This is a genomic window from Pseudonocardia zijingensis, assembly GCF_042657305.1.
Classification (GTDB): Bacteria; Actinomycetota; Actinomycetes; order Mycobacteriales; family Pseudonocardiaceae; genus Pseudonocardia; species Pseudonocardia zijingensis.
The window spans coordinates 19822-41461 of the sequence record NZ_JBHSKO010000009.1; the positions used below are offsets into that span (position 1 = coordinate 19822).

The 21640-nt window shown below is 73.4% G+C and carries 21 protein-coding genes; 15 read left to right on the forward strand and 6 right to left on the reverse strand.

The genetic code is table 11. The features are described 5' to 3' along the window. Positions 1–35: 35 nt before the first annotated feature. Together ACFPL3_RS19150 and ACFPL3_RS19155 are read right to left on the reverse strand one after the other, a co-directional pair. Positions 36–299 (reverse strand): hypothetical protein, encoded by a 264-nt coding sequence (locus ACFPL3_RS19150; RefSeq protein WP_343938689.1) that lies wholly within the window; start codon positions 297–299, stop codon positions 36–38. Further along, a complete protein-coding gene (locus ACFPL3_RS19155; protein WP_343938687.1) occupies positions 287–814 on the reverse strand; it encodes a VOC family protein in 528 nt (175 codons plus the stop codon). Before ACFPL3_RS19155 ends, ACFPL3_RS19150 begins: the two co-directional genes overlap by 13 nt. 131 nt (positions 815–945) lie before the next feature. Here ACFPL3_RS19155 and ACFPL3_RS19160 point away from each other — a divergent pair, with 131 nt between their 5' ends. Beyond that, on the forward strand, positions 946–1953 hold the full coding sequence (locus ACFPL3_RS19160; protein WP_343938685.1) for a LysR family transcriptional regulator: 1008 nt from the start codon (positions 946–948) through the stop codon (positions 1951–1953). On the opposite strand, the gene ACFPL3_RS19165 is transcribed toward ACFPL3_RS19160, so the two are convergent. Together ACFPL3_RS19165 and ACFPL3_RS19170 are read right to left on the reverse strand one after the other, a co-directional pair. Continuing rightward, positions 1901–2569 (reverse strand): GntR family transcriptional regulator, encoded by a 669-nt coding sequence (locus ACFPL3_RS19165; RefSeq protein WP_343938683.1) that lies wholly within the window; start codon positions 2567–2569, stop codon positions 1901–1903. The two genes, ACFPL3_RS19160 and ACFPL3_RS19165, sit on opposite strands and share 53 nt — an antisense overlap. A gap of 40 nt (positions 2570–2609) precedes the next feature. Then, a complete protein-coding gene (locus ACFPL3_RS19170) occupies positions 2610–4364 on the reverse strand; it encodes a thiamine pyrophosphate-requiring protein (RefSeq protein ID WP_343938681.1) in 1755 nt (584 codons plus the stop codon). A gap of 257 nt (positions 4365–4621) precedes the next feature. Between ACFPL3_RS19170 and ACFPL3_RS19175 the strand changes: the two genes are divergently transcribed. From ACFPL3_RS19175 to ACFPL3_RS19220, 10 genes are all read left to right on the forward strand, one after another. Continuing rightward, positions 4622–5983 (forward strand): Rieske 2Fe-2S domain-containing protein, encoded by a 1362-nt coding sequence (locus tag ACFPL3_RS19175; protein WP_343938679.1) that lies wholly within the window; start codon positions 4622–4624, stop codon positions 5981–5983. 80 nt (positions 5984–6063) lie between these two features. Further along, positions 6064–6405 carry a ferredoxin gene (gene fdxA, locus ACFPL3_RS19180; protein WP_343938677.1) on the forward strand — a complete coding sequence of 114 codons (342 nt, stop codon included), beginning with the start codon at positions 6064–6066 and terminating at the stop codon, positions 6403–6405. 7 nt (positions 6406–6412) lie between these two features. After that, on the forward strand, positions 6413–7438 hold the full coding sequence (locus ACFPL3_RS19185) for an ABC transporter permease (protein WP_343938675.1): 1026 nt from the start codon (positions 6413–6415) through the stop codon (positions 7436–7438). Then, entirely contained in the window at positions 7431–8276 is an 846-nt protein-coding gene (locus ACFPL3_RS19190) for an ABC transporter permease (protein ID WP_343938673.1), read from the forward strand. Before ACFPL3_RS19185 ends, ACFPL3_RS19190 begins: the two co-directional genes overlap by 8 nt. After that, a complete protein-coding gene (locus ACFPL3_RS19195) occupies positions 8273–9346 on the forward strand; it encodes an ABC transporter ATP-binding protein (protein ID WP_343938671.1) in 1074 nt (357 codons plus the stop codon). Before ACFPL3_RS19190 ends, ACFPL3_RS19195 begins: the two co-directional genes overlap by 4 nt. Next, complete coding sequence (locus tag ACFPL3_RS19200) at positions 9343–10977, forward strand: ABC transporter substrate-binding protein (protein ID WP_343938669.1); 1635 nt, start codon at positions 9343–9345, stop codon at positions 10975–10977. The genes ACFPL3_RS19195 and ACFPL3_RS19200 overlap by 4 nt, the downstream gene beginning before the upstream one ends. Beyond that, complete coding sequence (locus ACFPL3_RS19205) at positions 10974–12020, forward strand: ABC transporter ATP-binding protein (protein ID WP_343938667.1); 1047 nt, start codon at positions 10974–10976, stop codon at positions 12018–12020. Before ACFPL3_RS19200 ends, ACFPL3_RS19205 begins: the two co-directional genes overlap by 4 nt. Then, a complete protein-coding gene (locus ACFPL3_RS19210) occupies positions 12020–12868 on the forward strand; it encodes a MaoC/PaaZ C-terminal domain-containing protein (protein WP_343938665.1) in 849 nt (282 codons plus the stop codon). The genes ACFPL3_RS19205 and ACFPL3_RS19210 overlap by 1 nt, the downstream gene beginning before the upstream one ends. Then, positions 12865–14514, forward strand: a complete 1650-nt coding sequence (locus ACFPL3_RS19215) for an AMP-binding protein (RefSeq protein ID WP_343938663.1) — start codon at positions 12865–12867, stop codon at positions 14512–14514. Before ACFPL3_RS19210 ends, ACFPL3_RS19215 begins: the two co-directional genes overlap by 4 nt. Continuing rightward, positions 14511–15767, forward strand: coding sequence for an MFS transporter (locus ACFPL3_RS19220; RefSeq protein ID WP_343938661.1), 1257 nt, complete (start codon positions 14511–14513; stop codon positions 15765–15767). Before ACFPL3_RS19215 ends, ACFPL3_RS19220 begins: the two co-directional genes overlap by 4 nt. Here ACFPL3_RS19220 and ACFPL3_RS19225 read toward each other — a convergent pair. Beyond that, a complete protein-coding gene (locus ACFPL3_RS19225) occupies positions 15720–16391 on the reverse strand; it encodes a DUF4230 domain-containing protein (protein WP_343938659.1) in 672 nt (223 codons plus the stop codon). The genes ACFPL3_RS19220 and ACFPL3_RS19225 overlap by 48 nt on opposite strands. Before the next feature lie 86 nt (positions 16392–16477). Next, on the reverse strand, positions 16478–17845 hold the full coding sequence (locus ACFPL3_RS19230) for a cryptochrome/photolyase family protein (RefSeq protein ID WP_343938657.1): 1368 nt from the start codon (positions 17843–17845) through the stop codon (positions 16478–16480). A gap of 66 nt (positions 17846–17911) precedes the next feature. Here ACFPL3_RS19230 and ACFPL3_RS19235 point away from each other — a divergent pair, with 66 nt between their 5' ends. Genes ACFPL3_RS19235 through ACFPL3_RS19250 form a run of 4 tightly spaced genes read left to right on the forward strand, consistent with a single transcriptional unit; the run spans position 17912 to position 21639 of the window. Next, positions 17912–18973 (forward strand): TIGR01777 family protein, encoded by a 1062-nt coding sequence (locus ACFPL3_RS19235; protein ID WP_379589453.1) that lies wholly within the window; start codon positions 17912–17914, stop codon positions 18971–18973. A 52-nt stretch (positions 18974–19025) separates the two neighbouring features. Continuing rightward, positions 19026–20129 (forward strand): amidohydrolase family protein, encoded by a 1104-nt coding sequence (locus ACFPL3_RS19240; RefSeq protein WP_343946764.1) that lies wholly within the window; start codon positions 19026–19028, stop codon positions 20127–20129. A 5-nt stretch (positions 20130–20134) separates the two neighbouring features. After that, a complete protein-coding gene (locus ACFPL3_RS19245; RefSeq protein ID WP_343946763.1) occupies positions 20135–21196 on the forward strand; it encodes an amidohydrolase family protein in 1062 nt (353 codons plus the stop codon). Next, complete coding sequence (locus ACFPL3_RS19250) at positions 21193–21639, forward strand: Rieske (2Fe-2S) protein (RefSeq protein WP_343946762.1); 447 nt, start codon at positions 21193–21195, stop codon at positions 21637–21639. Before ACFPL3_RS19245 ends, ACFPL3_RS19250 begins: the two co-directional genes overlap by 4 nt. The last annotated feature ends 1 nt before the right edge of the window (position 21640 follow it).

Consider the following 21640-nt stretch of genomic DNA (forward strand, 5'->3'; position numbering starts at 1 on the left):
ACCGGACCATCAGGACCGGTGATGACGACTCTGCGTCAACAGGCCACGAAGTGATCGGTCCGGCCGCCGCGCGCGTCCCAGGAGAGGCGGAACCGCGCCGGCCGCCCGTCGTCCCCGGCCGGGAACTCGACCTCGTGGGTGCCGCCCTGGCGCAGGTCGCCCAGCACGTCCTCGCGGACGTCGGTGCCCGGGTCGCCGTGGGCGGCCACCCAGTCGCCGACGATCTGGCGGTAGAAGGCCGCGGCGTCGCGCCAGTCGGGGAACCGGTGCTCCTCGTCGATGCCGCTCACGAGCCACATGCCGCCTCCGTCGATACGCCGATCCCGCCCCGTGTGGTGGCCCCGTACCGGGCCTTCTCCCGTGTGAGGTCCAGGGGGCGGCCGCGCTGCGACCGTTGCTCGAAGGCCGCGTCGTCCAGCAGGGCCGCCGGCACGAGCCAGGCGATCTCGAACTCCAGCCCGTCCGGGTCCTTCGCGTAGACGCTCTTGGACGTGCCGTGGTCGGTGGCGCCGACGTAGGCGCCCGCCGCCGCCAGCGCGCGGGCGAGGTCGTCGAGCTCGTCGAGGGTGCCCACCTCCCAGCCGAGGTGGTACAGGCCCACCGCCCCGCGCCCGGCGGGGGAGTCGGTGGCGTCGTCGCCGAGGGCGAACAGGCCCAGGTCGTGGTCGTTGGTGGAGTCGGGGGCCTGCAGGAACGCGGCCTGTCCTGGCCGCTCCATCTGCACGGTGAAGCCGAGCAGGTCGCGGTAGAACGCCACGCTGCGGTCGACGTCGCGCACGTAGAGCACGGCGTGGTTCAAGCGGTGGATCCCCATCCGCACGGAGCGTAAGCGGTGCCGGCGGGTCCGGGAAGCAACGTTTGCTTCTGGCGGTCCATCCGCCGCGCTGATGATCCGGCTACCCGGAGGGGTGGCGGCGGCCCCGCTCCCTGGGTTTCCATGAGCGGGTGAAGTCCGCAACGTCGCGCCTCACGCGGCTCGACCTCAACCTGATCGTCGTGCTGCGCGAGCTCCTGCGCGAGCGCAACGTGACGCGGGCGGCGAAGCGGGTCGGGGTGTCGCAGCCCGCGGCGAGCGCCGCGCTCTCGCGGCTGCGGCGCCACTTCGACGACGACCTGCTGGTGCGGCGGGGCGGGCGCTACGAGCTGTCGGCGCTGGCCTTCCAGCTCGTCGACCAGGTCGAGGCGGTGTGCGAGGGCGTCGAGCGGCTCATCGCCACCGGCTCGCGGTTCGACCCGGCCACCACCCGCCGGGAGTTCGAGATCGTGATGTCCGACTTCGTGGTCACGGTGCTGGGGGAGCGGCTCACCGGGCTGCTCAACGCCGACGCCCCGGGCGCGCGCCTGAACGTCGTGATGGTGCGCGAGGCGCTCGCCGCGAACATCGGCCACACGATCCAGGTGGCCGACTGCGTGGTCTCCCAGCCGACCACCCGGTTCCTGGTGCCCGAGATGTGCTCGGCCCTGCTCTTCGAGGACCGCTGGGTGTGCGTCGTGGCGCGGGACAACCCCCGGTTCGGGGGCGAGGTCGCCGACCTCGACGAGCTGACGGGGGCCACCTGGGTGGTGCCCTACCACGACGACGCGACGTTCCCCTCGGTCGTGCCGGTGAGCAGGCAGTTCGCGCGGCTCGGCGTGCGGCCCCGGGTGGCCGTGCGGGTCGACAGCTACCACGCCGTGCCCTACCTCGTGGCCTCGACCGACCACGTGGCGCTCATGCAGCAGCGGCTCGCCGCGGCGTGCGCGCGCTACCTGCCGCTGCGGATCCTGGAGAGCCCCCGCCCGCTCGAGCCGCTCGAGATCCGGCTCTGGTGGCACGTCCGGCACGACGCGGACCCGGGGCACCGCTGGTTCCGTGGGCTGGTGGGGCGCGCGGCCCGCGACTGCGCGGCGCGCTCCGCCGTCACCAACGGCTCTGGATCGTCGCGAGCTCCCGCAGCGCCCCCACCACGCTGAGCAGGTGGGTGCGCATCGTCCGCTCGGCCCGTTCCGGATCGCCGGAGCACACCGCCTCGATGACGTCGAGGTGTTCGCGCAGCCCCACGGCGGGCCGGCCGGGCAGCAGGGCCACGCTGAAGTGGTAGCGCACGCTCTGGGTGCGCAGGCGGTCGAGCATGAGGCCCGCGGTCTGGTGCGCGGAGATCTCGCGCACGGCCCGGTGCACGAGCTGGTTGGTGCGGCTGTAGGTCGGGATGTCGCCACCCTCGACGGCGGCGCGCATCCGGTCGCCCAGCTCGCGCAGGCGCGCGCGGTCCTCCTCCGTGGCGCGCTCGGCGGCCTTGGCCGCGCAGAGCCCCTCCACCACCGCGCGGGTCTCGGTGATCTCGACGGCCTCCTCGAGCGAGATCGGGCGCACGCGGGCGCCGCGGTTGCGCTCGCGCTGCACGATCCCCTCGTTCTCCAGCTGGGCGAGCGCTGTGCGGACGGTGCCGCGCGAGGCCTGGTAGAGCGACACGAGGTCGGCCTCGGGCAGCCGCTGGCCCGGCGCGTAGCGGCCCTGCATGATGCCGTCGCGCACGGCGGACACCACCTCGGCCACCGCCTCGCTCGGGGCCGTCTCCCCATCAGCCATGGGCCGTCCTCTCGTACCGGTCCGGATCCGGGCGTAACCCTTACACGCACCGCACGTCGACCAGCGCAGGCCTGCGGTCGTGTTCGACCGATCGGAGGGCCTGCCGGAGCGCCGGCACGAGCTGCGCGCGCTGCTCGACCCGCAGCCCCAGCCCACCCGACGCCTCGGCGTAGGCCGCGAAGTCCGGCACCGGGCCGAGCTGGGCGAGCGGGGAGAGCGCGCCGCCGCCCGCCGTGTGCCCGTCCGGGTACATGCGCAACGTCGAACCCTGCACCGCGCCCCAGTGGCCGTTGGTGCACACCACGGTGAGGACGGGCAGATCGTGCATGGCCATGGCGTGGTGGCAGGCCGCCGGGTTGGCGAACAGGTAGGCGCCGTCGCCGACGGCGGCGATCACCGTGGCCTCCGGGCGCGCCATCTGCAGGCCGAGCGCGGCCGGGAGCCCCCAGCCGAGACCGCCCGCCGGTGGGGTGCCGAACCAGGTGCCGGGGGTGGTGGAGGCGAGCAGTTCCGCCGATGCCCAGTACTCGTTGACGACGACGGCGCCGGGCGGCCGCACCCGGGCCAGCGCCGCGTTGAGCGCGGTCTTCGTGATCGGCCCGGTGCGCTCGGCCTCGTCGGCGAGCACCCGCTCGCGGCGGGCCCGCCAGCCGCTCACCCGCGCCGCCAACCGGTCGGCCCGGCCGGGGTCGACGGCACGCGTGCCGAGCGCCGCGCTGAGCCCGGCCAGCAGGGCCGTGGACGTGGTGGTGATCGACAGGTCGGCGCGGTGGGTGCGCACCGGGTAGCGGGAGAAGTGCGGGTCGGGCCCGCACTGGACGACCACGGCGTCGGCACGCGGTGCGGCGGTGCCGGGGATCCACGGCACATCGAGGTCGAGCACGCAGAGCACGTCGGCCTCGCCGAGCACGGCGTCGACGGAGTAGCCGGCGTGCAGCGGGTGGTCGGCGGGCAGGTTGACGTGGCGCGGCCCCTGCTCGACCACCGCGATGCCGAACCGGCGGCTCAGCTCGTCGAGCAGCACGACCGCGTGCGCGTCGGCACCCGCGTCGGCGGTGACGACCACCGGGAAGGAGGCGGTGGCGAGCAGGTCGGCGAGCCGGGCGACGGCACCGGGGTCGGGGTGGGGCGGGGCCGGCCGGGCGGGCGCGGGCGGGGCGCCGGTGCCCGGCATCGGCGCAGCCAGCACCTCGCGCGGCAGCGTGAGGTACACCGGCCCGCCGGGCTCCGTGCACGCCACGTCGACGGCCCGGTCGACCACGTCGGTGACGTGCGCGCCGTCGCGCAGCTCGTAGTCCCACGCCACGAACTCGCGCAGCATCCCGGCCTGGTCGAACATCTCCTGCGCCCAGTGGATCGGGAAGTCGCGGGCGCCGAGGCGGGTGTGCTCGAAGAGCGGGGTGCGGCCCGCGGCGAGCAGGATCGGCACCCGGCTGCGGGCGGCGTTGAACACCGCGCAGACGGCGTTGGCGGTACCGACGCTCGTGTGCAGCACGACCGCCTGCATGCGGCCGTCGCCGAGGTAGGACCCGTGCGCCATCGACACGGCCAGGTTCTCGTGGGCGCAGACCACCACGTCGGGGAGGTCGAGCCGCGACTCGTGGCGCCGCGCGTACGCCTCGACGATCGGCGCGAAGTCGGTGCCGCTGTTGACGAACAGCCGGTCGACCCCGCGCCGGCGCAGCCGCACGAGGAACGCCTCCGCGACCGTCCGCACCACGGAGGTCGGCGCCGCGACCGGGCCGGCGCGGCCCTCGGGGTGGAGGCGCGCGGTGGGTGCGTCTCGCAGCTCCATGGTCACCTCCACCATCAGCGCCGCTGAACCCTACGCATCATCAAGATTGTTAACAATATGGTTGCCGGAATTGGTTTTACGGAGCTATGGTCATGCCATTCATCCCGCAGCCAGGGGGCCTGTCAATGGGTGCAGCCGTCGGAGAGGACGGACCTGAGGCCCGGCTCCGCGTGCCCGTTCCCCTGTCGCGTCACGGGGAGGAATCGGCGGTGACCGCCGGCTGACCTCCCGTCCCACCACCACACCCCGAGAGGCCGATGATGCTCTCTGCACAGGACAACGAGTTCCTGACCCGAGTGGGGCCGGGCACGCCGATGGGCGACCTGCTGCGCCGGTACTGGACGCCCGCGTTGCTGGTCAGCGAGGTGCCGGAGCCGGCGGGCGACCCGGTGCGCGTGCGGTTGCTCGGTGAGGACCTGGTCGCGTTCCGGGACGTGAACGGCCGAGTCGGGCTGATCCAGGAGAACTGCCCCCACCGCGGGGCGTCGTTGTTCTACGGGCGCAACGAGATCGGCCCCGACGGCACCTGCGGCCTGCGCTGCCCGTACCACGGGTGGCAGTTCGACGCCGACGGCGCGTGCATCGACATGCCCAGCGAGCCGCCCACCAGCACGTTCAAGGACCGCGTCCGGGCCAAGGCGTACCCCACCCACGAGTCCGGCGGGATCGTGTGGACCTACATGGGCCCGTCAGACACGATCACCCCGTTCCGCGACTTCGGCACCGAGTCGCTCGAGCCCGACCAGGTCGCTGCCACCAAGCTGCACACCTCGTGCAACTGGATGCAGGCCATGGAGGGCAACATGGACACCTCCCACATCTCCTGGCTGCACCAGTGGAACGGCGTCGACGACATCCCCGACGACGGCAGCGACAAACCCGGATATCCCTCGAACGCGATGTCGTGGAAGTTCTGGAAGCACGACCGCGCGCCGCGCCTGGAGATCGAGGACACCTGGTACGGGTTCAAGTACGTGGGCATCCGCGAGACCCCGGCCGGCCACACGCACGTGCGGATGAGCGCCTACTGCTACCCGTACCACACGGTGATCGCGTCGGTGCCCTTCAGCACGCAGCACGGGCTGTTCGTGCCGGTCGACGACCACAACACCTACCGGTACAGCTTCTCCACCCGCGTGAACGAGGGCCTCAACGAGGTGGGCGGCGAGAACCTGTTCGCGGTGAGCCCGTTCGAGTTCGGTCCGGCCGAGGTGGGCCGCAACGGGATCATCCCGCGCCGCTACACGCTGGAGAACGACTACGGGATCGACCGCGAGGACCAGCGCACCACCACCTTCTCCGGCGTGCGCGAGTTCATCAGCCAGGACTTCATGGTCACCGAGACCATGGGCCCGATCTACGACCGTTCGCAGGAGCACCTCGGCACCTCCGACAAGGCGATCATCCGGATGCGGAGGTTGCTGATCGCCGCCGCGAAGCGCCTCGCCGAGGGCGGGGAGCCGCCCGCGGTGGGCGGTGACCTCGACTACCGGGGCATCCGGTCGGCCGAGAAGATCCTCGAGTCGGGTGAGGACTGGCGCCTGCTGGGCACCGACGCCGACCCGATGGTCCAGAGGTACGACGCGGCCAACGTCCGCACACCTCTCGCCGAGAGCTGACTCCACCCGAGGTCACGGGCGTCGACCGGCGGGTGTCCCGCGGCACGGCCGTCGATGCCCTCGCGGAAGGGCCGAACCGAATGACCTACCTGATCGCCGAATCGTGCGTCGACCTCATGGACCGCAGCTGCGTCGACGTCTGCCCGGTCGACTGCATCTACACGGGGGAGCGCAAGCTCTACATCAACCCCGCCGAGTGCATCGAGTGCGGAGCGTGCGAGCCGGAGTGCCCCGTCGACTCGATCGTGTACGGACAGCAGGCCTCCGAGGCCGAGGCCCCTCACATCGCCGACAACGCGGCCTTCTTCTACGAGGTGCTCCCCGGCCGGGACGCCCCGCTCGGTGATCCGGGTGGGGCGTCGGCCGCGGGCCCGGTCGGGGTGGACACGCCGCTGGTCGCGGCGTTGCCCCCGAAGAGCTGAGGCCGCGATGGCCGCCACGTTGAGTGCGCCGCCGTCGACCGGGGCGGCAGCGCTCGCGCGTCGCGGCGCCGCGCGCAGGTCCACGCTGCGCCGCGTCCGCAAGCGGGTCACGCACCTGCTGCTCGTGCTGCTCGCCGTCACGTTCCTGTCGTTCGTCGTGGTCGACCTCCTGCCCGGCGACGCGGCCGTGGTGGTGGCGGGCGACAACGCGACCCCGGAGCAGGTGCAGCAGGTGCGCACCGAGCTGCAGCTCGACCGGCCCGTGCTCGTGCGCTACGTCGACTGGCTCGGCGGCGTGGTCACGGGCGACCTGGGCCGCTCGTTCCGCACCGGGCAGCCGGTGCTGGAGGCGCTCGCCCAGCGCATCCCCGTCACTTTCGAGATCACGATCATCGCCCAGCTGCTCGCACTGGTGGTGGCCGTGCCGCTGGCCGTGTACTCCGCGTACCGGCCGGGCGGGTTCGTCGACCGGGCGTCGATGACGATCGGGTTCGGCGCCGCCGCCATGCCGAACTTCGTGTTCGGCATGGTGCTGATCGTGCTCTTCGCGGGCGGGGTGTCGAGCATCCTGCCCGCCACGGGCTACACGGCGTTCTTCGAGGATCCGTTCGAGAACATCAGATCGATCATCCTGCCCTGTCTCACGCTCATGATCGCCGAAGCCGCGGTCTACCGGCAGCTGCTGCGCTCGGACATGGTGTCCACGCTGCAGGAGGACTTCATCCTGATGGCGCGGTCGAAGGGATTGGGGCCGGCGTGGATCCTGTTCCGCCACGCGTTGCGGCCCTCCTCGTTCTCCCTGATCACGCTGTCCGGCGTGAACATCGGCCGCCTGCTCGGCGGCACGGTGATCGTGGAGACGCTCTTCGCGATCCCGGGGCTCGGGCAGCTGATCGTGCAGGCCGTGTTCAACCGGGACTACATGATCCTGCAGGGCGCGCTGCTGTTCGTGGCCGTCGCCTACGTCGTGATCAACATGATCATCGACCTCCTCTACCTGGCCCTCGACCCACGGGTGCGCCGAGATGCCTGACACGACGACGCGGGCCCGCCGGGCCGCGCGGGCCCCGATCGGCTGGTACCTGGCGTGGACGTGGCTGGGTGCCGTGGTGCTCGCGGCCGTGTTCGCGCCGGTGCTGCCGCTGTGGGACCCGGCGGTGCCCGACTACACGGCGGTGTTCTCGGGCATCACGCCGCAGCACTGGCTCGGCGGCGACACCCTCGGGCGCGACACGTTCTCCCGCGTGATCCACGGTGCGCGCGCCTCCCTGCTCGTCGGCATCTGCGCCGTGGGGCTCGGCGCGCTGGTGGGAGGCTTCCTCGGCATGCTCGCCGGTTACTTCGGCGGGCGCACCGAGCGGCTGCTCGCGCTGGTCACCGACGTGGTGCTGGCGTTCCCGGGGCTGGTGTTCATCATCGCGATCGTCGCGATCCTCGGCTCCAGCCTGCCCCACCTGATCATCGGGCTCGCGATCCTGTCCGTCCCGACGTTCATCCGGCTCGCCCGCGCCACCACCCTCGTGGTGGCGCAGCGGGAGTTCGTGCTCGCCGCCCGTGCCTACGGATGCAGCCCGATCCGGATCATCGCCAAGGAGATCGCGCCGAACGTCGTCCTCCCGGTGGCGGCGTACGGCTTCATCATGATCGGCGTCTTCATCGTGGTGGAGGGCTCGCTGTCCTTCCTCGGGCTCGGCATCCCGCCGCCCACGCCCAGCTGGGGCGGCATGATCGCCGGCGGCCGCGCCGAGCTGCTCGACTACCCGCACATCTCGCTCTACCCGGCCGCGGTCATGTTCCTCACCGTCCTGTCGATCAACTACATCGGCGAGCGCACCCGCAAGCGGTTCGAGGTCAAGGAGAGCAACCTGTGAGCGAGCCGACGCCCCTGCTCACGGCCGAGGACGTCGTGGTGCGCTTCCACACCTCGAAGGGCGTGGTGCACGCCGTCGACGGCGTGTCGCTGCGGCTGGGGGAGGGGGAGGTCCTCGCCGTCGTCGGCGAGAGCGGCTCGGGCAAGACCGTGTTCACCCGCCGCGTCATGGGGCTGGTGGCCGGCGGCCGAGGCACCGAGGTGGCCGGCACCGTCACCTTCGACGGCACGGACCTCACCGCGCTCTCGGGCAAGGAGCTGTCCCGGTTCTGGGGCACGGAGATCGCGCTGATCCTGCAGGACCCGATGACGTCGCTGAACCCGGTCAAGCGCATCGGTGCGCAGCTCACGGAGTCGATCGTGCTCCACGAGCGCGTGTCGAAGAAGGAGGCGCTCGAGCGGGCCGTCGAGCTGCTGCGCTCGGTGGGGCTCTCCGAGCCGGAGCGGCGGGTGCGCCAGTACCCCCACGAGCTGTCGGGCGGGATGCGCCAGCGCGTCACGATCGCGATCGCGCTGTCGTGCCGGCCGCGTCTGCTGCTCGCCGACGAGCCCACCACGGCCCTCGACGTCACCGTCCAGGCGCAGATCCTCGACCTGCTCGCCGACCTGCAGTCGCGCCTCCGCATGGCGATGCTGCTGGTCACCCACGACCTGCGGGTGGTGCGCAGCCGCTCGGACCGCATCGCCGTGATGTACGCGGGCCGCATCGTGGAGACGGCACCCACGGCCACGCTCTTCGCGTCGCCGCGGATGCCCTACACCGAGGCGCTCATGAACGCGGTGCCGCCGCTCGCGGGCCCGAACCACGCCCGGCTCCACGTGATCCCCGGTCGTCCGCCGGACCTGCTCAACCCGCCGGCCGGATGCCGGTTCAGCCCGCGCTGCCCGTTCGCCCAGGACCGGTGCCTGACCGAGGAACCGCCCCTGCGCGACGCCGGGTCGCCGGACCACCGGTACCGCTGCTGGTTCCCGATCGGCACCCCCGCCTGGGAGGAGGCGAGGGCGCGCAACATCGCACGCGGCGCGAGTGCCGCGGGTACCCCGGTCACCGACGAAAAGGTCCTCACATGAACCCGAACGGGCAATGGCGCTCGTCCACCGGAGCACGGGTGCTCGCGCTCCTGCTCGGTCTCACGCTGCTCGCCGCATGCGGCAACGTCGGACCGTCCGCGCCGGTGCCCGAGGGCACCGACGGCATCAGCGCGGTCAACCCGCGCGGTGGCGACCTCGCCGCCGAGGGCACGCCGCGCAGCGGTGGCACCCTCGTGATGGGCACGGACCGCGAGGCGATCACCTTCGACCCCACGGTGCAGAACACCAACCAGGCGGCCCTTGCCGTCTACGACTCGCTGCTGCGGATCGACGAGAACGGTGACCCCCAGCCGTATCTCGCAGAGTCGATGCAGACCACCGACGGCGGCACCACCTGGCGGATGGGCCTGCGCGAGGGCGTCCTGTTCTCCGACGGCACCCCGCTCGACGCGCAGGCCGTGATCACCAACGTGCAGCGGCACATCGACAAAGTCTCCTCGCCGGGGCACCTCTACGCCCAGCGGATCGCGTCGATGCGCGCGGTGGACCCGCGCACTGTCGAGTTCACCCTCGGCGAGCCGTTCGGGTCCTTCGCGTCGGTGTTCGCGCTGAACTTCACGGCGGGCAACCTGGGCGCGATCATCTCGCCCGCGGCGCTGGAGCAGTACGGCGACGAGGTGGGCACCCACCCGGTGGGCGCGGGCCCGTTCGTCCTCTCGGACTGGCAGCGCGACTCGCGGATGGTGCTGACCCGCAACCCGAACTACTGGCAGGAGGGCATGCCCTACCTCGACGGGCTCGAGTTCCGGCCGCTGCCCGACACCGAGACGCGCTACGCGTCCATCGAGAACGGCGACGTCGACCTGATCTTCGGCGGCTACCACACGGAGCTGCTGCGCGGGCTGCAGAACGAGAACCTCACCGTGTACTACGGCCCGGGCAACGGCGCCGAGTACCTCTACTTCAACCACGAGCGCGCGCCGTTCGACGACAAGCGCATGCGGGAGGCCGTGGTCCGCGGCATCAACCTCGACGCGCTGGCGGCCACGCAGTTCCGCGGCCAGATGGCGCGGGCGTCGAACTGGTTCGGTGCCGACAGCGGCTACTCCACGCCGGAGGCCGAGGCGGCGTGGCCTGCCTACGACCCGGAGCGCGCGCGGGCGCTCGTGCAGGAGTACGTGGCGTCCGGCGGGAGCGCGACCGTGGAGTACAAGACCACGAACGCGCCCAACCGCGTGCAGTTCGCCGAGTTCCTGCAGGCCCAGATGGCCGAGATCGGGATCACGCTGCAGCCGCTGTTCTTCGACCTCGCGCAGTACTCCTCGAGCGTCGTGCAGAGCCACGACTTCCAGCTCGCGGGCTGGGTCGGCGGCCCCACCGACGTGCCGTACCCGGGTGTGCTGAACCTGATGCACTCCGGCGGCAACACCAACTACGGCAACTACTCCAACCCGGAGGTCGACGCGCTGCTCGACCAGGCCGCGGCCACCACCGACGAGGCCGAGCGCACCCGGGCCTACCAGCGGGTGGGGCTCCTGACCAACCAGGACATCGCGATCGCGTACTACAGCCGCGGCTACCTGTCGACCGTGGCGAAGCCGGAGGTGAAGGGCGTGGTGCGCTACCTGACGAGGGACATGCTCTTCTCGACGACCTGGCTCGACCGATGACGGCCGCCCGGACCGACCGCCAGTCCGAGGCCCGTGTGCCGGACCGGACGGAGGGCGACGTCGTCCTGCGGCTCGAGGACCTGGTGGTGGAGTTCCCGGTGGGCGGCGGGCAGACCGTGCACGCCGTGTCCGGGATCGACCTCGAGGTGCGCCGCGGCGAGACGCTCGGCCTGGTGGGCGAGTCCGGGTGCGGCAAGTCGACCACGGGCCGGGCGATCATGCAGCTGCCACGGCCGACCAGCGGATCGGTGGTGTTCGAGGGGCGCGACCTCACCACGTTGTCGGCCCGTGAGCTGCGGGAACTCCGTCCCAAGCTGCAGATGATCTTCCAGGACCCGATCTCGTCGCTCAACCCGCGCCGGCGGATCCCGGACATCGTCGGCGACCCGCTCGTGGTGTGGGGGCGGGCCGCCGACCGCGCGGAGGTCGTGCCCGAGGTGCTGGCCGCGGTCGGGCTCGACCCCGAGCAGGTGGCCGACCGGCGGCCGCACCAGTTCTCCGGCGGGCAGTGCCAGCGCGTGTCGATCGCCCGGGCGCTCGTGCTCGAACCCGAGGTGCTGATCTGCGACGAACCGGTGTCGGCGCTCGACGTGTCGGTGCAGGCGCAGATCCTCAACCTGCTGGAGGACATGAAGCGCCGCTACGGGCTCACGCTGGTGTTCATCGCCCACGACCTCGGGGTCGTGCGCAACATCAGCGACCGCGTCGCGGTGATGTACCTCGGCCGGATCTGCGAGCTGGGCACCACCGAAGCCCTGTTCGACGACCCGGTGCACCCGTACACGCGCCTGCTCGTCTCGTCGATCCCCTCGATCGAGGCGGTGCACGACCTCGGCACCGACCTCGAGCAGGCCGACCGCGGTCGCGGCGAGATGCCCTCGCCGATCAACCCGCCCAGCGGCTGCCGGTTCCGCACCCGCTGCCCCCTCGCCACCGAGCGGTGCGCGGCCGAGGTGCCGCCGATGCGCGAGGTGAAGCCCGGGCGGTTCGCCGCCTGCCACCACCCGATCCTGCGACAATCCCCCGACGACGAAGGAGACTGATGCCCGTCGACCCCGGCGCGATCGGCCGTGAAGGCGCACCGCGCACCCGCACCTGGACCTCCACCGACGTCCTGCTCTACGCCGTGGGCGTCGGCGCCGGGCTCGGGGAACCCACCCAGGAGCTGGCGTTCACCACCGAGAACAGCGACGGCGTGGCTCAGCAGGTGCTCCCGACGTTCGCCGTGCTGCTCTCGCAGGCACCGACGCCACCGTTCGGCACGTTCGACCCGGCGATGCTGGTGCACGCCGAGCAGGAGATCACCCTGCACCGCCCGGTCCCGGTGGAGGGCACGGTCACGGCCACGGCCCGCGTGGCGGGCGTGTACGACAAGGGCAAGGGCGCGCTCGTCGTCACCGAGTCCACGGCGGTGCTCGCCGACGGCGTGCCGCTGGCCACCAACCGCAGCGCCCTGTTCATCCGGGGCGAGGGCGGGTTCGGGGGCGACCGCGGCCCGCGCGACGAGTGGGCCGCGCCGGACCGGGCGCCCGACCACAGCGTGCGCTACGAGACCCGCCCGGAACAGGCGCTGCTCTACCGGCTCTCCGGCGACCGCAACCCGCTGCACTCGGACCCGGCGTTCGCGGCCCGCGCCGGCTTCGGCAAACCGATCCTGCACGGCCTGTGCACCTACGGCGTCACCGGGCGGGCCCTGCTGCACGCCGTCGCGGGCGGCGACCCGGCCCGCCTCACCGGCATGTACGGGCGCTTCAGCGCCACCGTGGTGCCGGGCCAGGCCCTCACCGTCGACATCTGGGACGAGGGCGGCGGGCAGGTCCTGCACCGCACCCGCACCGACGACGACACCGTGGTGATCGACCGCGGCCGGGCCACCGTGGGAGCGCCGTGAGTCCCGGTGCGATCAACGGCCTGATCCGGCTCGAGGACAACTTCGCCTCGCACTTCGAGCACATCGCCGACCTGGCACCGGATCGCACGGCGGTGGCCGCCCAGGACCGGGAGCTCACCTGGGCGCAGTTCGACGAGCAGGCCGACCGGCTCGCCGGGTACCTGGCTGCGCGCGGGATCGGCCCGGACGACCGGGTGGCCCTGGACGCCCGCAACTCGCCCGAGTACCTGGTGGTGCTGCACGCCCTGTACAAGCTGATGGCGGCGCCGGTGAACGTCAACTACCGCTACCGGGCGGGCGAGGTGCGCTACCTGCTCGAGATCTCCGGGGCCCGGGCCGTGATCGCCGACGACGACCTGGCCGGCGTCGTGGCCGAGGCCGCGGAATCCCTGCCGGGCTGCGACCTGCTGGTGCGGATCCGGCCGGACGGCGGGTTCGGCCCGGAGGTCGCCGCGGCCGACCGGCACCCGCGGCGGCCGCGGGGCGACACCGTGTGGCGGCTGTTCACCGGCGGCACCACCGGTCGCCCCAAGGCCGTGCTGGGCAGCCACACCGAGCGGCTGCGGTCGGTGCGGACGGGCGGGTTCGCCACGCTCGGGCTGGCCGGCGTGCCCGAGGTGGAGGCGCTGCACCAGGCGCTCGACATCGACCCCTACGGGCCGCGCGGCATGGTGGCGCTGCCCGCGTCGCCGTTGCTGCACGGCACCGGCCTCTACACCGCGCTCGGCGCGCTCGCTGTCGGCGCGCCGGTGGCGCTGCTGCCGCGCGGGCGGGTGACCGGTGCGGGCCTGCTGGCGGCGATCGCGCGGCACCGGGTCACCGACCTCGCGATCGTCGGCGACGCGTTCGGGTTGCGGCTGCTCGACGCCCTCGACGAGGCGGCCGCCGCGGGCCGGTCGCTCGGGATCGGCTCGCTGCGCCGGATCCGCAGCATCGGTTCGGTGTGGACTCCCGGGGTGAAGCGCAGGTTGCTCGAGCACCTCGACGTCACGCTGTTCGACACGATCGCGTCCGCCGAGGGCGGGATGTACGCCCGGTCCGAGACCACCCGGGCCACGATCGACCACGAGGAGGGCACGTTCGAGCTCGCGCCCGGCGCCCGCCTGCTCGACGAGGACGGCCGCGACGTGGTGCCCGGGTCGGAGGTGGTGGGCACCCTCGCCGCCCCGGTGGCGCCCGGGGCGGGGTACGAGGGCGACGCGGAGAAGACGGCGGGCGCGTTCCGCGACATCGACGGCGTGCGCTACACCCTGCCCGGCGACCTGGCCACCCTCGGCGCCGACGGGCGGCTGCGGCTGCTCGGCCGGGGCAGCTCGGTGGTCAACACGGGCGGGGAGAAGGTGTTCACCGACGAGGTGGAGCTCGTGCTGCGCGCCCACCCCGCCGTGCGCGACGCCGTGGTGCTCGGCGTGCCCGACCCGGGCTTCGGCTCCGCCGTGGCTGCCGTGGTGTCCCTGCAGGCCGGCGCGCAGGCCACGCCCGACGAGCTCGCCGCCTTCGTGGGCACCCGGCTGGCCGGGTACAAGAAGCCACGCCGCGTGGTGGTGGTGCCCGAGGTGCAGCGGCTCAACACGGGCAAGGCCGACCTCGGCTGGGCCCGCAGGCAGTTCGGGGCCGAGGCGGTACCGGCGCCCACCGCACCGTGAGGCTGCGCCGCACCCGGTCCTCGCACAGCGGTTGGTGGGTCGTCACGGGCGGGTCGGTCCTGCTCATGCTGCAGAACGGCCTGATCATCAGCGCCTTCGGCGCCTACCTCGTGGTGATCACCGCGGACACCGGCTGGGCGCCGGGGGTGATCGCGTTCGGGTACGCGATCGTGCAGCTCGGCAACGGGTTCCTCTCCCCGCTCACGGGGTGGTGCTGTGACCGGCTGGGCGTGCGGGCGGTGGCCCGGGCGGGCACCGTGGTCACGGCGGGCGGGTTCGCCCTGGCCGCCGCCGCGGCCGACGCGTCGCACCTCGTCGGCGGGATCGTGGTGATCGCGCTCGGCTGCTCGGCGGCGGGCATCACCCCGCTCACCGTGGCGGTCGTCCAGACGATGACGGCGCGCCGCACGCTCGCGCTGGGGCTGCTCCCCACCGGGATCGCCGTCGGCGGCCTGGCCGTCCCGCTCGTCGCCTGGGCGCTGGCGGCCACGGGCTGGCGGGCCACGTTCGCCGGCATCGCCGTGGTGATCCTCGTGGTCGGCCAGCTCGCCTGCTCGTCGCTCCCGTCCGGCCGGGCCCCGCGCGCCGCCTGCGTCCGGGAGGTTCCCGCCGCGTCCCGCCGCGACCACGACCTCGCCAGTGCGCTGCGGACCTCGGCGTTCTGGCTGCTCGTGGTGGGGCACGGCACGGCGCTCGTGGCCGTCAGCGCCGTGAGCCTGCACCTGGTGCCGCTGATGACCCACCACCACGGCACGTCGCTCGCGCTCGCCGGGCTCACGGTGGCGATGATGTCGATCGCGCAGCTGGTGGGCCAGATCGTGACGGGCCTGGTCGGGGACCGCATCGACCAGCGGGTGCTGGCCGCGGTGTGCATGGTGGTGCAGACGGCCGTGCTGGTGGCGCTCGCGCTGCTGCCCGGCACCGCCCTCGCGATGGCCGCGGCCGTGGTGCACGGCGTGGCGTGGGGCCTGCGCGGGCCGGTGATGACGGCGCTGCGCTCGGACTACTTCGGCATCGCCTCGTTCGGCGCGATCATGGGCTGGTCGATGGGGCTGGTGTCGATCGGGCTGGTGGTGGGCCCGCTGCTGGTCACGGCGATGGTGGACGGGGCGGCCGGCTACCCGGCGGCGTTCCTCGTGCTCGCCGCGGTGACCGCGGTCGGCGCGGTGGCGTTCACGGTGCTGCGCAGGCCGCGGCGGCCGGTGTCAGAGCGTATCGCCGAAGGTGACCGTGACCTGCTCGTACCCGAGTGACCGCGCGAGCGAGGTGAGCATGTCGCGGGTGTTGGTCTCGGCGCGGACGGCCAGGTCGCTCTGCTGGGCGGTGGCGTCGAGCTTCTGCGCGGCCAGCCGGTAGAGCTCCTCGTCGTTCACCGGGTTGTTCTCGATCACCGAGGTGAGCCGCTCGACGAGGCCGCGCTCGCGCCCGACCACCCGGCTGGCCGTCGGGTCGACGCTGGCGGGCGCGAGCCGGGGCGCGGGCAGCGCGAACCGCACCGCGCTGCGGTCGGCCGACACGTCGACGTGCTCGGGCCCGAGCGCTGACAGGTCCACCACGGCGTCGACGTGCCCGGTGGCGAACAGCGTGGTGCGCTCCCCGCTGATCAGCGCCGGGACGTGCGGGGTGTCGCGTTCGAGGTCGACGAGCACCTGGAACGTGCCGGTGGCGGCGTGGTAGTCGGAGATGTCGGCCAGCGCGGCCAGCAGCGGAGCGGGCCCCCGCTCCACGGTGCGCTGCTCGAACGTGCCTGCCAGCGACGGCATCGCTCCCACGGTGTAGGCGCCGACGGGCACGGCGACCGCCACGGCCGCGGCGGCGGCCATCACGAGCTTCGCGGGCGGACGACGACGGCGCAGCCGTCCGGTCTGCTGGGCCATGCGCAACTCCCCGGGGTCCAGGCCATGGTAGTGGCCGTGGCGGGGATGTCAGGCCGCCGCGACGGTGACGCGGTGGGCCGGGACCGTCACGCTCGGGCGCGTTCGTAGCGGTACAGGGCGCGGCGGCGTTCGGCCGCGTGGTCGACGATCCGCTCGGGGTAGCCGTGGGCGAGGCCGTCCGGGTGGCGCCACGGTTCGTGGGCGGCTGCGCCCTCGAGGTGGGCGAGCTCGGGCACCCAGTGGCGGACGTACGCGCCGTCGGGGTCGAAGCGCAGGCCCTGGGACACCGGGTTGAACACGCGGAAGTAGGGGGAGGGGTCGGTGCCGGTGCCCGCCACCCACTGCCAGCCGTGGTTGTTGGAAGCGAGGTCGCCGTCGACGAGGTGGTCGAGGAAGTGGCGGGCGCCCACCGGCCACCAGACGTGCAGGTCCTTCACCAGGAAGCTCGCGGTCACCATGCGGACCCGGTTGTGCATCCAGCTCTCGGCGAGCAGCTGGCGCATCCCGGCGTCGACGAGGGGGAAGCCGGTGCGGCCGCGCCGCCACGCCTCGACCAGCTCGTCGACCTCGGGTCCCTCGTCGTACTCCATCCCCCGCAGCGCAGGCGTCAGGTCCTGCCAGGCCGAGTGCGGGCAGTGGTACAGGACGTCGGCGTAGAACTCGCGCCAGCACAGCTCGGTGGTGTAGCGCTCGGCCCCCGATCGGTCGGCGTGCTCGTCCAGGTCGGCGAGCATCGTGCGCGGGTGGATCTCGCCGTACTTGAGGTGGGCCGACATCCGGCTGGTCGTGTCGAGGTCCGGGCGGTTGCGCTGCTTCGCGTAGTCGTCCAGGTGGTGCCCGACGAACGCGGCCCAGCGCGCCAGCGCCGCCGCCTCACCCGCGCCGGGCTCCGGCGCGCCGACCGGGTCGCCCGCGATCCCGCGGCGCCACGGGACGGCGTCGGGCCGCGGCCCGGGGCCGGACCTGCCGTGGTCGTGCCACGCCCGCGAGAACGGCGTGAAGACCCGGAACGGGGTGTGGCCGGTCGCGGTGAGCAGGCGGCCGGGCCCCACCGCGTACGGGCTCCCGGTCTCGACGAGGCGGGCACCGTCGGCGCCGAGCGCCTTCTTCACGCGCTGGTCGCGCGAGCGGCCGTACGGGGTGGTCTCCCGGCTGATGTGCACCTCGCCCGCCCCCACCTCGCGCGCCAGCTCGGGCACCACCCGGGCCGGGTCACCGGTGCGCACCACGAGCGCGCCGCCGGTGTCGCGGGCCAGCGCGGCGAGGGAGGCCTCCAGCCTCCGCACCCGGGCGCCGCCGTGGGCGACGAGCCGGGGATCGCGGACGAACACCGGGAGCACGTCGTGGCCCGTCTCCAGGGCCGCGAGCAGCGCGGGGTGGTCGGAGAGACGCAGGTCGCGGCGGAACCACAGGACGGTGGCCGGTCGCCCCGACCTGCGGTCGTCGTCGGGCACGGGGACCGTTGTACCGGCTCGGGACGGCCGTCGCCGGGCGGGACGAGGCCCGGGGGAGTGGTGGACGTGGGGATCAGGTGGTCGGCGGTGGTCGACGCGCCGCTCGAGGAGGTGTTCGCCTGGCACGCGCGACCCGGGGCGCTGCTGCGGCTGATGCCGCCGTGGCAGCCATTAGGGGTGGTGGCGGAGGCGGAGTCCCTGCGGGACGGCCGCGCGGTGCTGCAGGTGCCACCGGGCCTGCGCTGGGTGGCGGCCCACGACCCCGCCGCCTACGACCCGCCGCACCGGTTCGTCGACGAGCTCGCCGGTGACCCCCCGCTGACGTGGCTGCTGTCGTGGCGGCACACGCACGAGTTCCGGGCCGAGGGCCCGGCCTCGACCCGGATCACCGACACGGTCGAGACGCAGGTGCCCGCCACGTTGCTGCGCCCGGTCCTCGCCTACCGGCAGGCCCAGCTGGCCGGGGATCTCGCCGTCCACGCCCGGTCACGGCAGTGGCGGGCCGAGCCCCTGACCGTGGCGATCACGGGCACCGACGGGCCGGTCGGCACCCCGGTCGCCGCGCTGCTGTCCACCGGGGGACACCGGGTGGTGCACCTCGTGCCGCGGGCACCCCGCACGGACGGCGAACGTCGCTGGGACCCCGACGCCCCGGCCGAGGACCTGCTCGCCGGCGTCGACGCGGTGATCCACCTCGCCACCGGACGCGCGAGTGCCACCCGGCGGCTCGCCGCCCGGGCCGCGGAGGCCGGGGTGGGCGCGTACGTCGCGGCGTCGTCGGTCGGCGGTTCGCGGCGGGAGGACGCGGTCGCACCCGCCGCCGCGGCCGGGGTGCGCTGCGTCCTCGTGCGGACCGCGGCGGTGCTGGGCCCGCGGGGCCTGCCGCGGCCGGGGCGCGGGGGTCGGTGGGTGCCGTGGATCGGCGTCGACGACCTCGCCGACGTCTACCTCCGCGCCGCGTGCGACGCGGGGCTGTCCGGCCCGGTCGACGCGGTCACGCCGCACCCGGTGCGCCTGCCGCTGCCGGTCGCGGGCCCGTGCGTGGGTCCGGACCGCCTGCTGGCCGTGGGCCACCGGTTCCGGCACCCCGAGATCGGGAGTGCCCTGCGGCACGTGCTGGGCCGTTGACACCCCCAGACCCTCGATTTACGTTCGATCGCGATACATAAATGGGGGGCACATGACGCAGATCGCCGCTCCGGGCCGGTACGCACGCCCGGAGCAGTGGCCGGACGTCGACCTCGTCGACACCGACGTCCACATCACGCCCCGCTCGCTCGACGCGCTGCTGCCCCACCTGCCTGCGCGGTGGCGCGACTACATCCGGGAGAGCGGGGTCACCGGCCTCGAGTCGGACCTCTACCCCCCGGGGTCGCCGCTGTCGGCGATCCCCGGCTCGCGTCCCGCAGGCGGGCCGCCGGGCTCCGACCCGGACCTGCTGCGCACCCAGCTCCTGGACGCGTGGGGCACCCGGTTCGCGATCACCCACTGCATCTACGGCGTCGACGGCATCCACAACCCCGACTGGGCCGTGGCGATGGCGCGCGCGGTCAACGACTGGCAGCTGGCCGAGTGGCTCTCCGGTGAGCCGCGGCTGCGGGGGTCGATCGTGGTGGCGGCCCAGGACCCGCAGCGGGCGGCGGACGAGATCGACCGGGTCGGCCACCTCCCGGAGTTCGTGCAGGTCCTCATGCCGGTGCGGGCGCGCATGCCGCTGGGCAACCGGGCCTTCTGGCCGATCTACGAGGCCGCGGCCCGCCACGGGCTCGCGATCGGCGTCTACGCGGGCGGCGCGGGCGGCAACCCGATCACCCCGGTCGGGGCCCCGAGCTACTACCTGGAGGAGTACGTCCTGCTCGCCCAGGCCTTCCAGGCCCAGCTGGTGAGCCTCGTGAGCGAGGGCGTGCTCGTGCGGTTCCCGGAGCTGCGGATCGTGCTCATCGAGGCCGGGTTCACCTGGCTGCCCCCGCTGATGTGGCGGTTCGACAAGAACTGGAAGGGCCTGCGCCGGGAGATCCCGTGGGTCGACCGGCTGCCGTCGGAGATCGTGCGGGAGTCGGTGCGGCTGACGGCGCAGCCCCTCGACGAGCCCGACGACCCGCGGCAGCTGCTCGAGGTCGTCGAGGCGCTGGGCAGCGACCGGATGCTGATGTTCTCCACCGACTACCCGCACCGGCAGTTCGACGACCCGGTGCGCTCCGCGCCGATCGGCCTGTCCACCGACGCCATGACCCGGTTCCTCGGGGGCACCGCGCTCGAGACCTACCGCCTGAACGGGGAGTGATCGTCTTGGCTCGCCCACGCCCGCCGCTGGTCGACTGCGACATCCACAACGAGCTCGCGCCCGGCTCGCTGCGCCCGTACCTGCCGCGGCGGTGGCAGGAGTACGACGAGACCTACGGCAACCGCGGCGACGGCGGCTCCTCCTACCCGAAGGGCGCCCCGCGCGCGGCGCGCACGGACGCCTGGCCGCCCTCGGGGCTGCCCGCCGGCGGCGACCTCGACTTCATGCGCGAGCAGCTCCTGGACGCCTACGACGTCCGCTACGGGATCCTCAACTGCCTGAGCAAGGCCAACCGGCAGCAGAACCCGGAGTACGCGGCCGCGCTGTGCCGGGCGGTGAACGAGTGGCAGGTGCAGGAGTGGTTGGAGAAGGAGCCACGGCTGCGCGCCGGCATCACGGTGCCCTACGAGGAGCCCGCGCTGGCCGCCGAGGAGATCGACCGGGCCGCGGCCCACCCCGGCTTCGTCCAGGTGCTGCTGCTGGTGCGCACCGATGAGCCGCTGGGCCGCCGCCGGTACTGGCCGATCTACGAGGCCGCCGTCCGCAACGGCCTGCCGGTCGGGGTGCACTTCGGCGGTGGCCGCGCCAACCCGCTGACCGGCTCGGGGTGGCCCTCGTACTACATCGAGGACCACACGGCGATGGCCCAGGCGTTCCAGGCCCAGCTCGTCAGCCTGGTTCTCGAGGGCGTCTTCGAACGCTTCCCGGACCTGAAGGTCGTGCTCATCGAGGGCGGGTTCGGCTGGGTGCCGTCGGTGATGTGGCGGATGGACAAGCACTGGGCGCGGCTGCGCGACGAGGTCCCGCACCTCACGCGCAAGCCCTCGGAGTACGTGCGCGAGCACGTCTGGTTCACCACGCAGCCGATCGAGGAGCCGCCGGACCCGCGGCAACTGCTCACCGTGTTCGAGCACATGGGCGGCACCGACCGGATCCTCTTCTCCACCGACTACCCGCACTGGGACTTCGACGACCCGGACCGCGCGATCAAGGCGCGGCTGGACCCCGAGACCCGGGCGCGGATCTTCGGCGGCAACGCGATGGCGCTCTACGGGCTGAACGCGTGACCGGGCACGTCGTGGGCACGACCGACGAGATCGGGCCGGGCCAGCGCAAGATCGTCGAGATCGACGGGCGGTCGATCGGGGTGTTCAACGTCGGCGGGCGCTACTACGCGCTGCGCAACCAGTGCCCGCACGCGGGCGCCCGGCTGTGCGACGGGGTGCTCACCGGGCTGGTGACCTCCGGCTCGCCGGGGGAGTACACGTACCTGCGCAGCGGCGAGATCCTGCGCTGCCCCTGGCACGGCTGGGAGTTCGACCTCACCACCGGGCGCTCGTGGTTCGACCCGGCCCGCACGCGCGTGCGCGCCTACGAGGCCACGGTGGAGCCGGCGGACGGGGATCGTGCCGACGGTGACCTCGCGGACGCGGGCTACGCGCCCGGCCCGTACCGCGCCGAGCGCTACGACGTGGAGGTGCGCCGCAGCTACGTGGTGGTGCACGTCTGAG

Bases quoted from the DNA above. Each gene is read 5' to 3' on its own strand.
- ACFPL3_RS19240 (WP_343946764.1), top strand. From the start codon at position 19,026: ATGACGCAGATCGCCGCTCCGGGCCGGTACGCACGCCCGGAGCAGTGG.
- ACFPL3_RS19185 (WP_343938675.1), top strand. From the start codon at position 6,413: ATGGCCGCCACGTTGAGTGCGCCGCCGTCGACCGGGGCGGCAGCGCTC.
- ACFPL3_RS19210 (WP_343938665.1), top strand. From the start codon at position 12,020: ATGCCCGTCGACCCCGGCGCGATCGGCCGTGAAGGCGCACCGCGCACC.
- ACFPL3_RS19170 (WP_343938681.1), bottom strand. From the start codon at position 4,364: ATGGAGCTGCGAGACGCACCCACCGCGCGCCTCCACCCCGAGGGCCGC.
- ACFPL3_RS19190 (WP_343938673.1), top strand. From the start codon at position 7,431: ATGCCTGACACGACGACGCGGGCCCGCCGGGCCGCGCGGGCCCCGATC.
- ACFPL3_RS19175 (WP_343938679.1), top strand. From the start codon at position 4,622: ATGATGCTCTCTGCACAGGACAACGAGTTCCTGACCCGAGTGGGGCCG.
- ACFPL3_RS19200 (WP_343938669.1), top strand. From the start codon at position 9,343: ATGAACCCGAACGGGCAATGGCGCTCGTCCACCGGAGCACGGGTGCTC.
- ACFPL3_RS19150 (WP_343938689.1), bottom strand. From the start codon at position 299: ATGTGGCTCGTGAGCGGCATCGACGAGGAGCACCGGTTCCCCGACTGG.
- ACFPL3_RS19165 (WP_343938683.1), bottom strand. From the start codon at position 2,569: ATGGCTGATGGGGAGACGGCCCCGAGCGAGGCGGTGGCCGAGGTGGTG.
- ACFPL3_RS19205 (WP_343938667.1), top strand. From the start codon at position 10,974: ATGACGGCCGCCCGGACCGACCGCCAGTCCGAGGCCCGTGTGCCGGAC.
- ACFPL3_RS19225 (WP_343938659.1), bottom strand. From the start codon at position 16,391: ATGGCCCAGCAGACCGGACGGCTGCGCCGTCGTCGTCCGCCCGCGAAG.
- ACFPL3_RS19155 (WP_343938687.1), bottom strand. From the start codon at position 814: ATGGGGATCCACCGCTTGAACCACGCCGTGCTCTACGTGCGCGACGTC.
- fdxA (WP_343938677.1), top strand. From the start codon at position 6,064: ATGACCTACCTGATCGCCGAATCGTGCGTCGACCTCATGGACCGCAGC.